Genomic DNA, 13,372 nt, shown 5'->3' on the forward strand with positions numbered 1-13,372 from the left:
TTCGGAATGAATGATGCCCATGTGATTGTTTTATAGGAGGCATGTCGATGATCGAACGAATAGCCGATCGTAAATTTGATCTGGTTTCACCTTACCAACCAGCTGGTGATCAGCCACAGGCCATTGCCAAGTTGACAAAGGGCTTTGAAGAGGGTAAGAAAGAACAGATCTTGTTGGGTGCAACTGGGACTGGGAAGACCTTTACGATGAGCAACATCATCGCCAACTTGAACAAGCCGACCTTGATTTTGTCTCACAACAAAACATTGGCCGGGCAGCTTTATGGTGAATTCAAGGAATTCTTCCCGCATAACGCGGTTGAGTATTTTGTTTCCTACTATGATTATTATCAACCTGAAGCCTATGTCCCGAGTACCGACACGTATATTGAAAAAGACAGTGCGATTAACGACGAAATTGATAAACTGCGGCACAGCGCCACCAGTGCGTTGTTGGAACGAAATGATGTCATCGTGGTGGCCTCAGTGTCGTCAATCTTTGGTTTAGGTGATCCGCATGAATACAAGAATCATGTGCTGTCATTGCGAACTGGCATGACGATTGATCGTAATACACTGTTACGCCAACTTGTAGATATTCAATTTGATCGAAACGACATTGATTTTCAACGTGGTCGCTTTCGAGTTCGCGGCGATGTCGTTGAAATTTTCCCGGCCAGTCGTGATGACCATGCGATTCGAGTCGAGTTTTTCGGTGACGAAATTGATCGGATTACCGAAGTCGACGCATTGACCGGCGAAGTCATCGGGACACGTGATCATGTGGCAATTTTCCCGGCAACGCATTTCATGACCAGCGATGAACAGATGCAGCGAGCGATTAAGAGCATTGCTGCTGAGTTAGAGGCACAATTGAAAGTCCTGCGCAGTGAAAACAAACTGTTGGAGGCGCAACGGTTAGAGCAGCGGACGAACTATGATATCGAAATGATGCGGGAAATGGGTTTCACCAGCGGCATTGAAAACTATTCACGCCATATGGATGGCCGTAAGCCTGGTGAACCACCGTATACACTGCTGGACTTTTTCCCGAAAGACTTCAACATTATGGTGGATGAAAGTCATGTCACCATGCCGCAAATTCGCGGGATGTACAATGGCGATCGAGCGCGGAAGCAAATGCTGGTCAACTACGGCTTCCGTTTACCAAGTGCTTTGGACAACCGGCCATTGAAAATCAATGAATTTGAACAACATGTCCATCGTATTTTATATGTGAGTGCTACTCCTGGTCCTTATGAACTGGATCGGGTTCCTAAAGACGATATTGCTGAGCAGATCATTCGGCCAACCGGGTTGTTGGATCCGAAGATCGAGGTTCGACCGGTCATGGGTCAAATTGATGATCTTGTTGGTGAAATTAACAAACGGGTTGATGCTCACGAACGTGTTTTCATCACCACCTTGACCAAGAAAATGGCTGAAGATCTGACTGACTACCTGAAAGACATGGGCATCAAGGTTCGCTACTTGCATAGTGACATCAAGACACTTGAACGGACGCAGATTATTCGTGATCTGCGACTTGGCAAGTTTGATGTGCTGATTGGGATTAACCTTTTGCGTGAAGGGATCGATGTCCCTGAAGTTTCGTTGATTGCAATCTTGGATGCTGACAAGGAAGGCTTTTTGCGTGCCGAACGTTCCTTGATTCAAACCATTGGGCGGGCTTCACGTAACGAGCATGGCAAAGTCATCATGTATGCTGATAAGGTGACAGATTCCATGAAGGCTGCCATTGATGAAACCCAACGTCGACGGACGATTCAGGAGAAGTTCAACGAAGAACATCACATCACGCCAAAGACCATTATCAAACCGATTCGGGCAGCTATTTCCAGCTATGAACAATCAGATGATGATAAAGCCGAGGCCAAGAAGACTTTTGCTGAAGTTGATTATGAGGATATGAGCAAGGCTGATAAGAAGGAGTTAGTAGCAAACCTGCGCTCACAAATGCAGGCGGCAGCTAAGAAGCTTGATTTCGAGCAGGCAGCGTCATTACGCGACACAATTCTTGAATTGCAGGCTGATATGTCTTAATCAGATCGCACTTGCACGATGGTACCAAGTCAGCCAAGATTGCTTTGAACAGATCCGGTGAGCGCGAACCAGCCCGGTTAGAAACCGGAGCATAAGTGGCCTTGAACGTGATGGCCGGTCTTTGGCCATTGCGTTCAAGGTCCTTATGTGCAGGTTTTTGGGCTGGCGAGCGCGTTAAGGTGAGCGGTCAGAAGTCGGCGTATAAGCTGTTGTGGCAATGTGATTTTCGCCAATACTGCTTGCTAAAAATGAGGAGATCTTTTGTGAATGGCAAACGATAAAATTGTGATCCATGGGGCTCGTGCCCACAATTTAAAGAATATTGATGTGACGATACCCCGCAATAAACTGGTCGTGATGACCGGCCTATCTGGTTCAGGTAAGTCCAGTCTGGCTTTTGATACGCTTTACGCCGAAGGTCAGCGTCGTTACGTGGAAAGTCTCTCAGCATATGCCAGACAGTTTCTGGGACAGATGGAAAAACCGGATGTCGATTCGATTGACGGCTTAAGTCCGGCGATTTCGATTGATCAGAAAACCACTTCAAAAAATCCCCGATCAACTGTGGGAACAGTCACTGAAATCAACGATTACTTGCGCTTGCTGTGGGCACGTGTCGGGCATCCGATTTGTCCAAATGATGGTACACCGATTACCAGTCAAAGTGTTGAACAGATGGTGGATCGCGTTTTAGCCTTACCTGATAAGACCCGGATTCAAATTCTGTCACCAGTGGTGCGTCGCAAGAAAGGCAGTCATAAAAAAGTCTTCGCCAAAATCATGCGTGAAGGTTATGTCCGGATGCGTGTTGATGGTGAAGTTGTTGATGCAACGGCTGATTATGAACTGGATAAAAATAAGTCGCATGACATTGATATTGTGATTGACCGAATTGTGGTTAAGCCTGAGGCGCGCAGTCGGCTTTTCGACTCATTTGAAGCAGCTCTGCGGTTGTCAGAAGGGTATGCCAACGTGGACGTGATTGGCGGTGAACCACTGCGCTTTTCCGAACATTTTGCCTGCCCGATTTGTGGCTTTACGATTGGCGAAATGGAACCACGACTATTTTCATTCAACGCTCCTTTTGGCGCTTGCCCAGAATGTGACGGGTTGGGTGTTAAGCTGACAGTTGACATGGATTTGGTGCTGCCAGAACCGAGTATGACTTTGGCAGAAGGGGCAATCGCGCCATGGAATCCAATCAGTTCCCAGTACTATCCGGAACTGCTGGCTCAGGCGGCGAAAACCTTCAAAGTACGAATGGACGTACCCTTTAACAAGCTGACCCACCGTGAGCGGAATGTGGTGCTTAATGGGAGCGACGGCAAGTTATTCCATTTTCATTATGAAAATGACTTTGGCGGTGTACGCGATGTTGATGTGCCTTTTGAAGGGGTGCTGAATAACATTTCCCGCCGATATGCAGAAACGAATAGTGATTTTACTCGCCAGCAGATGCGCAGTTATATGACAGCATTGCCGTGCCCGGTTTGTCACGGCAAACGGCTGAATCGGCAGGCTTTGGCTGTTAAAATTGAAGGTCGCGATATTGCAGAAGTTTCTGATCTTGCCATCAAGGATGCCCTACCATTTTTCAAAACCGTGCATCTTAGTGAAGCCGAAAGCGTCATTGCCCAACCAATCGTGAAAGAAGTCGTTGACCGCTTGACATTCTTGGTCAACGTTGGTCTTGGTTATCTCACATTGAGTCGTAGTGCTGGTACACTATCCGGCGGCGAGGCTCAGCGAATTCGCCTAGCTACCCAAATCGGTTCGAATCTGAGCGGCGTCATGTATGTGCTTGATGAACCATCTATCGGCTTGCATCAACGCGACAACGATCGCCTGATTGCCTCCTTGAAAAAAATGCGCGATCTTGGCAACACGTTGATTGTGGTCGAACATGATGAAGATACGATGCGCGCCGCCGATTATCTGATTGATGTCGGACCGGGGGCTGGCGAACACGGTGGCCGCATCATGGCATCCGGTACCCCTAAACAAGTTGCACGTGTGCGCAAATCAATCACTGGCCAATATTTATCAGGGCGCAAGTTTATTCCGGTACCACTAAAACGGCGACAAGGTAGTGGCAAAGTGATTCGTTTGGAAGGCGCCACTGACCACAACTTAAAAAACATCGACGTTGATTTTCCATTAGGTAAATTCATCGTGGTTTCTGGTGTTTCTGGGTCAGGTAAATCTACTTTGGTTAACTCGATTCTTCGGCGTGCATTGGCTCAAAAGTTAAATCATAATTCTGAGAAACCGGGTCCATACAAAAAGATTCTTGGCTATAAAAATATTGAAAAGCTGATCAATATTGACCAAAGTCCAATTGGCCGCACACCGCGGAGCAATCCGGCTACCTATACGAGTGTTTTCGATGACATCCGCGGGCTATTTGCCGAAACCAACGAAGCTAAATTACGTGGTTACAAAAAAGGCCGCTTTAGTTTCAACATTAAGGGTGGTCGCTGTGAGAACTGTAAAGGCGACGGGATCATCAAGATTGAAATGAACTTTTTACCTGATGTTTACGTGCCTTGCGAAGTTTGCCATGGCAAACGGTATAACTCTGAAACCCTCGAAGTAACGTATAAGGGCAAGAATATTGCTGAAGTGATTGATATGACTGTCGAAGAAGCCACTGACTTCTTCAAGAATATTCCAAAGATTCGGCGCAAGTTGCAAACCATCGTGGATGTTGGCCTTGGTTACGTTAAGCTGGGACAAAGCGCTACCACCTTGTCTGGTGGCGAGGCTCAACGGATGAAGCTTGCAAGCGAACTGCAGAAGCTTTCAACCGGCAAGAATTTTTATATTCTTGACGAACCCACCACTGGTCTGCATACGGATGATATCAAGCGGCTGCTGGAAGTGTTGGAACGGCTAGTCGATGAAGGCAATACCGTACTGGTTATCGAGCATAATCTAGATGTCGTCAAAACAGCTGACTGGGTCATTGATCTTGGCCCTGAAGGCGGAGACGGCGGCGGTCAGATCATCGCCACCGGCACACCTGAACAGGTGGCCAATGTGGCCGATAGTTATACTGGCCAATACTTGAAACCAATCCTCGTTCGCGACACTCAACGGACTAAGGAAGCTGCGCAAACATCAACTAAGAATGAAGCGCAGGCAGTAAGCAAGAAGTAGATTGACTGACCAGGTTGGACCATCATTCACGGCGGTTAATAAGGGCAAACAATGACACCAAAAATTGTTTGCCTTTTTGATATGGGAAATTTATTAGAATTTTCGAGACACTAGTACCAAGGCGGAGCAATCGTAGACCGGATGGGGATCAGCAGTACAAAAAGCACGGCGACCGCGTTTTGTTACTGATGTTGTTAGGCGACTTCGAGACCGCGAGCTTTGCGGGCTTGGAGCGTTGTCTCCGGTCTAGCAACGCGTCGCCAGCCCAGAAACCGACTTGTTTCACACTCTGATTTGCTCATTCTCGTGCTTAATATTATGATGAATAGGATTAAGAAAGTAGGGAAATAGATGTTAAATCGAAAAAGTTTTGGTTTTGACTGGGGGCAGTTTATCACTGGTATCCTGTTCCTGATCGCCGCATTTGTCGTCATGCGCTATCCGCTGGCAACATTGAAAACGGTGACCTTTATCTTTGCTGTTGTTGCCATTATTCGTGGGATTGCGATTTTAGCAGGGTATTCAACGCTTCGCCAGCTCACTGGTAAACTAGCTTGGGTATCGCTCTTGATGGGGATTTTTGACCTTGTTATTGGTGTCATTTTCCTGGTCAACAGTAATTTTGGTGTTGCAACGATTACCATGATGTTTGCAATCTGGTTCTTAGTTGATTCAGTTGGTTCACTATTCAACGTGGGCCATTTGCGGATTGCAGGTACTGGCTGGTTTGTCCTTTACCTCGTTTTGGATATTCTGGCAGTGATTGTGTCTTTGATGCTGTTCATGCAGCCAGTGGTTGCGGCCATCACGTTGGTCACATTATTGTCGATGTTTTTCGTCCTATTCGGCATCGAATGTATTGTCCTTGCCTTTGCACGACGCAATATTTAATGAACATCGCTTTTATTTAACCTGATGCAGCTGATTCATTGCGCTGCATCAGGTTTTTTAATAACAACGCTTGATGATGCGGTGAAAAGAAACCGGGGATCGATAGGAATGACACGCCCGGCATGTTATACTTGAATAAATATGATCAAAAAGGAGCCTTTTATGACTGAAAGTTTGGATCTTGTCATTATCACCGGTATGTCCGGTGCCGGTAAAACCGTTGCCATGCAGGCATTCGAAGACCTGGGATATTTTTGCGTCGATAATATGCCTCCAGCTTTGTTGCCGAAGTTTTGGGAATTGGTAAAAGAATCCGGAAAGATCACGAAGGTCGCGCTTGTTGTCGATCTGCGCAGTCGTGCTTTTTACGATCAGATTATCGATATGCTCGCTAATTTGGACAACAATGCCTATGTTCATTCTCGCATCTTATTCTTGGATGCAACTGATGAAGAGCTGGTTTCTCGGTACAAGGAAACCCGTCGCTCTCATCCGTTGGCCATGGAAGGCCGATTGATGGACGGCATTAAAAAAGAACGTGCATTACTCACAGAATTACGCAATCGCGCGCAGGTTGTGATTGATACCACGACCTTAAGTCCACGTCAGTTACGGGAAAAGATTTTCCTTAACTTTAAGGAAAGCGGTAGTCAACCAGCATTTCATATTGAAGTCATGTCATTCGGGTTTAAATACGGATTACCAATAGACGCTGATATTGTCATGGATGTCCGTTTCCTGCCTAATCCTTTTTACATTAAGGATTATCGGCCCAAGACTGGGCTTGATCCGGAAGTTTACAATTACGTGATGGATAATGAAGATGCCGAAAGTTTCTATAACAAGTTTTATGATCTATTGTCTGAAATCATGCCAAAGTACAAGGCAGAAGGCAAAACCAGCGTAACGATTGCGATTGGCTGCACAGGCGGCCAGCATCGGAGTGTGGCTTTTGCCGAGCGGATTGGTAAGGCGTTTTCAGATGCATATGCCGTTGATATCACGCATCGAGACATTAAGAAGCATAAGGAGACGGTGAATCGCTCATGAGTCGTGAAACTAAATTTATTCGGGTCATCCGCGGTCGGCGTCCAAAGGTGGTTGTCATTGGCGGTGGAACAGGCTTGCCGGTCATTCTGCATAGTTTGCATGAGCAAGATGCAGATGTGACTGCAATTGTGACTGTTGCCGATGACGGCGGTTCATCAGGGACAATCCGCAACTATATCAACGTAGTGCCGCCTGGTGATATTCGCAATGTGCTAGTGGCTTTATCGGAGTTGCCGAGTTTGTATTTGGATATTTTTCAATATCGGTTCAATACAACTGATGCTTTTTTCGCTGGGCATGCGATTGGCAATCTGATTATTGCCGCGCTGTCTGAAATGAAAGGCGGCATTTTCCCAGCGGTTCAGCAACTAAGCGAAATGATGCAAGTTGATGGTCACGTTTATCCGGCCAGCAACACGCCGTTAACCTTAAATGCTGAATTCACCGATGGTACAAAGCTGTCTGGTGAAGCTGAGATTACAGCGGCTGGGAAAAACATCAAGCATATTTCGGTTTCAGAAACAGATCCTGCCAATGGCAAACCAGAGGCGGTCAAAGAAGTTATCGATGCGATTATGGACGCTGATGTTGTTGTTTTAGGCCCAGGCAGTCTTTTCACTAGCATTTTGCCTAACTTGATGATTGAAAATCTGGGGGATGCGGTGAAGAAGACGCAAGCCGAAGTGATTTACATTGTCAATATCATGACCCAAAAAGGCGAAACCCAGCATTTTACCGATGCCGATCATGTCCGGGTTCTGAATGAACAAATGGGCGAGAACTTTGTGGATACGGTTTTGGTTAATATTGAACCAGTCCCCGATAATTATCTGGATCATCAAAAGTACAACGAAATTCTCACGCCGGTTAAGCATAACTATCAAGGCTTGCGAGACATGGGCTGCCGCGTGATTTCCGAAGACTTTTTAAAGTTGCGCGATCATGGTGTCTTTCATGATGGTGATAAAGTCGCCAAGGAGATTTTAAACTTGGCTTTTCAGGTCAGCGGCAAAACCCGGAGGTGAGGGTATGGCAAGTTTTGCCAGTCTGGTGAAAAAAGAACTGACACAGCTCGAGGTACATCCAGAACATGCTAAGGCTGAACTGTCTGCTTTGATTCGTATGAACGGCAGCCTGACACTGATGGCTCATCGTTTTGTGTTAAATATTCAAACCGAAAATCCGGCTATTGCACGTCGGATTTATAGCTTGATTCGCCAAGTCTATCATCACGAAGCTAATCTGGTTGTTCACCGTAAGATGAAGCTCAAGAAGAATTATCAATACATTGTGCGGCTAACAGAAGGCGTCAATGACATCTTGTCGGATCTATCAATTTTAGATCCGGATACCATGGCGATTTCAACAACCGTTCCAGCTTCGGTGTTGAAGGAACCGCAGCGGATGCGTTCTTATTTACGCGGTGCCTTTTTGGCCAGTGGTTCAGTGAATAACCCGGAAACCTCGCGTTATCATCTGGAAATCTATTCTTTATACGATAATCACAATGCTGGTATTTTGAAAATGATGAATCATTTTAATCTGAACGCTCGCACCGTAGAACGGCGAAGCGGCTACATTGTTTATCTCAAGGAAGCAGAAAAGATTGCCGATTTCTTGCAGGTTATTGGGGCCACGAATGCCATGCTGAAGTTTGAAGATGTTCGGATCATGCGGGATATGCGGAATTCAGTGAATCGATTAGTTAACTGTGAAAATGCGAATATGAATAAAACGATTGACGCTGCACAGAAGCAGATTGAGAATATTAACTATTTAAAGAACCATGTTGGGCTAGATAACTTACCGGCCAAATTGCGGGAAATTGCAGTTTTACGTTTAGCACATCCTGACGTCTCGCTTCAAGAGCTTGGAGCGATGATGCCGAGCGGCCAAATTTCAAAGTCTGGGGTCAATCACCGGTTGCGGAAATTGAATCAGATTGCTGAAGGGTATCAACAACCAGAAGAAGCTTGAGCACTAATGCGAAGTGGGTTGCGTTCATCATAATCGGGTGTTGACAATCAACAAATCAATCCCTTTGTTTCCTCAAGCTAATCGTGTACAATGTAACCGACATCAAGTTATTTTTTTGCTGAAGATTGACTGTTTTGGACGCATGTCGATGTCTTTTAGCTTGGATGTATCCCTTTGGCGACGACTTGTTTGAAGGAGCCGTGATGATCTTGGCAACCAGAGAGAAGCGCCATTGCTTTTTTGAGATGACTGTCTTGAAGCAATGACGTGAGCCCCGTCGGTGTTGATGGTGGCTAATAATTGATAGATGAGCGCATTTTTCACAGTGTGGACGGCTTTTGCGAGCTGTTCGCGCGTTTAGAGGTAAGTTTTAGGAGGAAGCAGCATGGTTAAACCGATTACTTTGAACGAACAGCTTTGTTTTGCGATTTACAAAGCACAAAAACAATACAATCATTTCTATTCACAAGCGCTAGCCCCGTTCAAGTTAACCTATCCGCAGTACATCACGTTATTGTCGCTATATGAACATGGCACAATGTCGGTTAAGCAAGTCGGACAAACACTTGAACTGGATAGCGGTACCTTGACGCCGTTAATGAAACGGCTTGAAAAAGATGGTTGGATCAGTCGCAAGCGTTCCACTGAAGACGAGCGGCGAGTTGACGTCAGCCTGACCCAAAAGGCGCTGGACGCCCGTGATCAGATTTTTGAACACGTTGGCTCCTGCATGGAATTAATGAACCTTCCTAAGCCTGAGTATGATCATATTAAGTCAGAAGTCAGTCGGGTTGATGAGCATTTAAGTGCCATTCCCGACGGCGCTTTTCCCGAAGCTTAACATCAAAAAATAAGGTCAAAGATTTTTATCTAAATCTTTGACCTTATTTGACTTTAGTTGTATACTTAGCACTGTACTTTTAAGAGTGCTAATAACGATTATCAGGAGGTTAGGACATGCTAGTACCTACCGTCGTTGAACAAACTAGTCGTGGCGAACGTGCTTACGACATTTACTCACGTCTATTAAAAGACCGAATCATTATGTTATCCGGTGAAGTCAATGATCAAATGGCCAATTCTGTCATCGCGCAACTGCTTTTCTTGGACGCGCAAGACTCTGAAAAGGATATCTATCTCTACATCAACAGTCCTGGTGGTGTTATCACCAGTGGGTTGGCGATGCTGGATACGATGAACTTCATCAAGTCAGATGTGCAGACTATCGCCATCGGGATGGCTGCCTCAATGGCGTCCGTTTTGCTGGCTGGTGGGACGAAGGGGAAGCGGTTCGCATTGCCGAACTCAACCATCCTGATCCATCAACCTTCAGGCGGTGCCCAAGGTCAGCAGACCGAAATTGAAATCGCTGCTGAAGAAATCTTGAAGACACGTCGCAAGATGAACCAAATTTTGGCTGACGCAACTGGGCAAACGATTGAGCAAATCAAGAAGGACACCGAGCGTGATCATTATATGAGCGCTCAGGAAGCCAAGGATTACGGCTTAATCGATGATATCTTGGTCAACAAAAATACGCAAAAATAAGCTGTAAAAAGAAAAGCGCGTTGCCGTATCGTGGCAACGCGCTTTTGTTTCCCCGAAAAGACTTGCAAAGCGAGGGCATATTGAGTAATATAATTAGGTACTTGCGCGGTTAGTGTAATGGATCGCACGTGAGATTCCGGTTCTCGAAATCCGGGTTCGACTCCCGGGCTGCGCAGAAACCCGGTTAAATGGGAAAAGGTAGGACAGCAAAAACCCCGAGAAATCGGGGTTTTTGTTTTGGTTTGAAAAAGATGCAGCCATGGCCTTACATGTTTTTTGCAGAACTTTTGTGTCAATAATTCGCAACAATAAAGAAATCGAATTATTTATTTAAATTCTGAATGGCATAGTTAGCTTCATCAGCGGTGAATTTTTCACCATTTTCAGAGGTTAATTGCTCACGAACCGCATCAGGGGACATATCCATATCCTTTTGGTATGTTTTTGCTTTGGCAAGTGCATTTTTATTCCAATCGGCTTTGACATTTTCAATGGCATAGTTCGCTTCTTCTGCCGTAAACTTTTCACCGCTTTGAGAGGTCAGTTGATCATAGATGCCTGCCTTTGACATATGCATTGAATCGGCATAACTCTTAGCTTTGTTCAACGCGTTTTTATTCCAATCAGCTTTAAGGTGATCAATTGCATATTGAGCCGCTTCGGCCGAAAACTTTTCGCCACTTTGCGAAACTAATTGATCGTAAACGCCTGCTTTTGACATGTTCATTGCAGATGCGTAGGTAGTTCCCTTATTCAAAGCAGATTGATATTCTGCCGGAACATTTGCTGTCTTACTTTCGCTTGTAGCCTCTGACGCCACACTTGATTGCTGGTCGCTTTTGTCAGCCGCTGAAGAGGATGAACTCTCCGCAGCGGTATTTGAGTTGTTTGTTTTACTTCCCGTCATATTCACGCCAACAATGATGAATAAAACCACAATGATCCAAAACCAGATTCGCTTGTAAATTGGTTTCTTTTTCTTCATTTTGAACTCCCCCATGAAGATTTCTTAAAAAGGTGCAGTGAAATCAAAAATTAGCTGTAGCTAGAACTAAGCCTCCCTTTCTCAAGTAATGTTGTCACTTTGCGGTTAACATCCTTTCCGCTCACAAAGAAACCGCTTTCAATTATCATATGCAAAATTGCTAAATTTAGCAAATCTCAATGCTTATTTAGGGGAAATCGTGATCCAATCGTGAATTGTTAAATTTTGAATGAACAACTTTCCCTTTATGAAAGGTGAGTTTACGTGCCTGAAAATTGAACTCAACAAAATGCACTAGTGAAAAAACGATGTATGCTATTAGTGACTTTATACACGAAATGAGCCACTTTCCCTCGCATGAAAATTCCATTAGAAACAACCCGAAACTCGCTTTCAAAAAAGGCTGCAAGAGGGGACCAGATTTTAGTAAAATCCGAATAATCTTCACATCAATAAAATAGATGTTCCAAGTTTGCCGAATATGTGATTGTTTCTGGACGATTAGGGCCGCAGACTTGCGATAAAGCGGAACCCCTGCTACAATTGGTCTTGTTGGTAAAGGAAAACAGCATTTGTTGGGTTCCTAATTTTTTTCAGCTTGCTGGGTCGGCGAACGACTCGGAGGGACGTGAAATGACCCATTAAAGAAGGACGTGCCTTATGCATACTGAACTTGCGTGGCTCAAAGCGATCGCGCCTGATCTGATGGGCGTTGTCACTAAACGCTATCAGGTCCTTCAATTTATTAACTGGATGGCACCAGTTGGCCGGCGAACGTTGGCCGAACAGATGAAGATCTCAGAACGTGCTTTGCGCACAGAAACGGATTTTCTGCGTAGTCAAGGTTTGTTGGAAAGCTCAAAATCTGGCATGGTGCTAACAGCAAAAGGGTTAGAGACATTTCATGGCCTTGATCATCTTATGAATCAGCTGTTAGGAATTAAGGATGATGAAAAACGACTTGCTGCCCAGCTTCAAATCGATCATTGTTTGGTCGTATCTGGCGATGCCGATCAAAGTGGTCGGGTGCTTGATGAGCTGGGGAAGACGTTGAATTCGACCTTACAATTACTGCTGCCGCCGGGTCGCTTGACGGTTGCCGTGATGGGTGGAACGACAATGGCACATCTTGCAAGGCAGCTGACATTTCAGTTGTCTGCAGGACGTGAATTGACGTTTGTCCCTGCTCGCGGTGGCTTAGGCGAAGCGGTGACGATTCAGGCCAACTCGATTGCTGCTGCGATGGCGGAAGCAACCGACAGCAACTACCGAGCGTTGTATGTACCGGAAAATCTTAGCTCGGAATCCTACGAATCATTGATTAAAGAGCCTTCTGTTAAAGAGGTTTTAGGGCTGATTGATAAGGCTCAGGTCGTGATTCATAGTGTGGGTGACGCTTTAGTCATGGCTCGTCGCCGTGGCATGTCATCTGACACGATCAGCATGTTGAAAGCCAAACATGCCGTTGCCGAAGCATTCGGTGTTTTCTACGATGCGAGCGGCAAGGTCGTTTACAAGATACCGCAGATTGGTTTACAGCTCGCGGATCTTGATCATATACCGTATGTATTCGCTGTTGCTGCTGGCAAAAGTAAGTCCAAAGCAATTGCGGCATATATGCAACACGCACCGAGTCGGACGTGGCTGTTAACAGACGTCGGTGCAACTAATTCGATTTTAACTGGGGCAACCCGTTAGA

General features: G+C 45.6%; 10 protein-coding genes and 1 tRNA gene. 10 read left to right on the plus strand and 1 reads right to left on the minus strand.

Going from position 1 to position 13,372, the window contains the following annotated elements; all coding sequences use genetic code 11:
• The first annotated feature begins 47 nt into the window (after nucleotides 1-47).
• From uvrB to LBPC_RS04820, 9 genes are all read left to right on the plus strand, one after another.
• Complete coding sequence (uvrB, locus tag LBPC_RS04780; RefSeq protein ID WP_003578292.1) at nucleotides 48-2,063, plus strand: excinuclease ABC subunit UvrB; 2,016 nt, start codon at nucleotides 48-50, stop codon at nucleotides 2,061-2,063.
• 267 nt (nucleotides 2,064-2,330) lie between these two features.
• The gene (uvrA, locus tag LBPC_RS04785) at nucleotides 2,331-5,222 is read left to right on the plus strand and encodes an excinuclease ABC subunit UvrA (protein ID WP_003661316.1); all 2,892 of its coding nucleotides are present in this window, start codon (nucleotides 2,331-2,333) and stop codon (nucleotides 5,220-5,222) included.
• Between the two features lie 351 nt (nucleotides 5,223-5,573).
• Complete coding sequence (locus tag LBPC_RS04790; protein ID WP_003564246.1) at nucleotides 5,574-6,113, plus strand: HdeD family acid-resistance protein; 540 nt, start codon at nucleotides 5,574-5,576, stop codon at nucleotides 6,111-6,113.
• A gap of 162 nt (nucleotides 6,114-6,275) precedes the next feature.
• Nucleotides 6,276-7,163, plus strand: coding sequence for an RNase adapter RapZ (gene rapZ, locus LBPC_RS04795; RefSeq protein WP_003564248.1), 888 nt, complete (start codon nucleotides 6,276-6,278; stop codon nucleotides 7,161-7,163).
• Nucleotides 7,160-8,188, plus strand: a complete 1,029-nt coding sequence (locus LBPC_RS04800; protein WP_003564250.1) for a gluconeogenesis factor YvcK family protein — start codon at nucleotides 7,160-7,162, stop codon at nucleotides 8,186-8,188. The genes rapZ and LBPC_RS04800 overlap by 4 nt, the downstream gene beginning before the upstream one ends.
• Nucleotides 8,189-8,192: 4 nt before the next feature.
• On the plus strand, nucleotides 8,193-9,140 hold the full coding sequence (gene whiA / locus LBPC_RS04805; protein ID WP_003593901.1) for a DNA-binding protein WhiA: 948 nt from the start codon (nucleotides 8,193-8,195) through the stop codon (nucleotides 9,138-9,140).
• Nucleotides 9,141-9,525: 385 nt separating this feature from the next.
• Complete coding sequence (locus tag LBPC_RS04810; protein ID WP_003569571.1) at nucleotides 9,526-9,981, plus strand: MarR family winged helix-turn-helix transcriptional regulator; 456 nt, start codon at nucleotides 9,526-9,528, stop codon at nucleotides 9,979-9,981.
• 116 nt (nucleotides 9,982-10,097) lie between these two features.
• Nucleotides 10,098-10,688: an ATP-dependent Clp endopeptidase proteolytic subunit ClpP gene (gene clpP, locus LBPC_RS04815; protein WP_003564255.1), complete on the plus strand. Its 591-nt coding sequence runs from the start codon at nucleotides 10,098-10,100 to the stop codon at nucleotides 10,686-10,688.
• Nucleotides 10,689-10,791: 103 nt separating this feature from the next.
• A tRNA-Arg gene (locus tag LBPC_RS04820) sits at nucleotides 10,792-10,863 on the plus strand.
• 147 nt (nucleotides 10,864-11,010) lie between these two features.
• Here the strand turns inward: LBPC_RS04820 and LBPC_RS04825 are convergent.
• On the minus strand, nucleotides 11,011-11,673 hold the full coding sequence (locus LBPC_RS04825; RefSeq protein WP_003593905.1) for an Ltp family lipoprotein: 663 nt from the start codon (nucleotides 11,671-11,673) through the stop codon (nucleotides 11,011-11,013).
• 660 nt (nucleotides 11,674-12,333) lie between these two features.
• Here LBPC_RS04825 and LBPC_RS04830 point away from each other — a divergent pair.
• Nucleotides 12,334-13,371 carry a sugar-binding transcriptional regulator gene (locus LBPC_RS04830; RefSeq protein WP_003564263.1) on the plus strand — a complete coding sequence of 346 codons (1,038 nt, stop codon included), beginning with the start codon at nucleotides 12,334-12,336 and terminating at the stop codon, nucleotides 13,369-13,371.
• Nucleotide 13,372 lies beyond the last annotated feature (1 nt).

The organism is Lacticaseibacillus paracasei subsp. paracasei, from assembly GCF_000829035.1.
In the GTDB taxonomy this organism is placed as follows: Bacteria; Bacillota; Bacilli; order Lactobacillales; family Lactobacillaceae; genus Lacticaseibacillus; species Lacticaseibacillus paracasei.

What these genes read in the sequence shown, in the direction of transcription:
- LBPC_RS04800 (WP_003564250.1), top strand. Translation starts at nt 7,160, where the DNA reads ATGAGTCGTGAAACTAAATTTATTCGGGTCATCCGCGGTCGGCGTCCA.
- LBPC_RS04830 (WP_003564263.1), top strand. Translation starts at nt 12,334, where the DNA reads ATGCATACTGAACTTGCGTGGCTCAAAGCGATCGCGCCTGATCTGATG.
- uvrB (WP_003578292.1), top strand. Translation starts at nt 48, where the DNA reads ATGATCGAACGAATAGCCGATCGTAAATTTGATCTGGTTTCACCTTAC.
- LBPC_RS04810 (WP_003569571.1), top strand. Translation starts at nt 9,526, where the DNA reads ATGGTTAAACCGATTACTTTGAACGAACAGCTTTGTTTTGCGATTTAC.
- uvrA (WP_003661316.1), top strand. Translation starts at nt 2,331, where the DNA reads ATGGCAAACGATAAAATTGTGATCCATGGGGCTCGTGCCCACAATTTA.
- rapZ (WP_003564248.1), top strand. Translation starts at nt 6,276, where the DNA reads ATGACTGAAAGTTTGGATCTTGTCATTATCACCGGTATGTCCGGTGCC.
- whiA (WP_003593901.1), top strand. Translation starts at nt 8,193, where the DNA reads ATGGCAAGTTTTGCCAGTCTGGTGAAAAAAGAACTGACACAGCTCGAG.
- LBPC_RS04825 (WP_003593905.1), bottom strand. Translation starts at nt 11,673, where the DNA reads ATGAAGAAAAAGAAACCAATTTACAAGCGAATCTGGTTTTGGATCATT.
- LBPC_RS04790 (WP_003564246.1), top strand. Translation starts at nt 5,574, where the DNA reads ATGTTAAATCGAAAAAGTTTTGGTTTTGACTGGGGGCAGTTTATCACT.
- clpP (WP_003564255.1), top strand. Translation starts at nt 10,098, where the DNA reads ATGCTAGTACCTACCGTCGTTGAACAAACTAGTCGTGGCGAACGTGCT.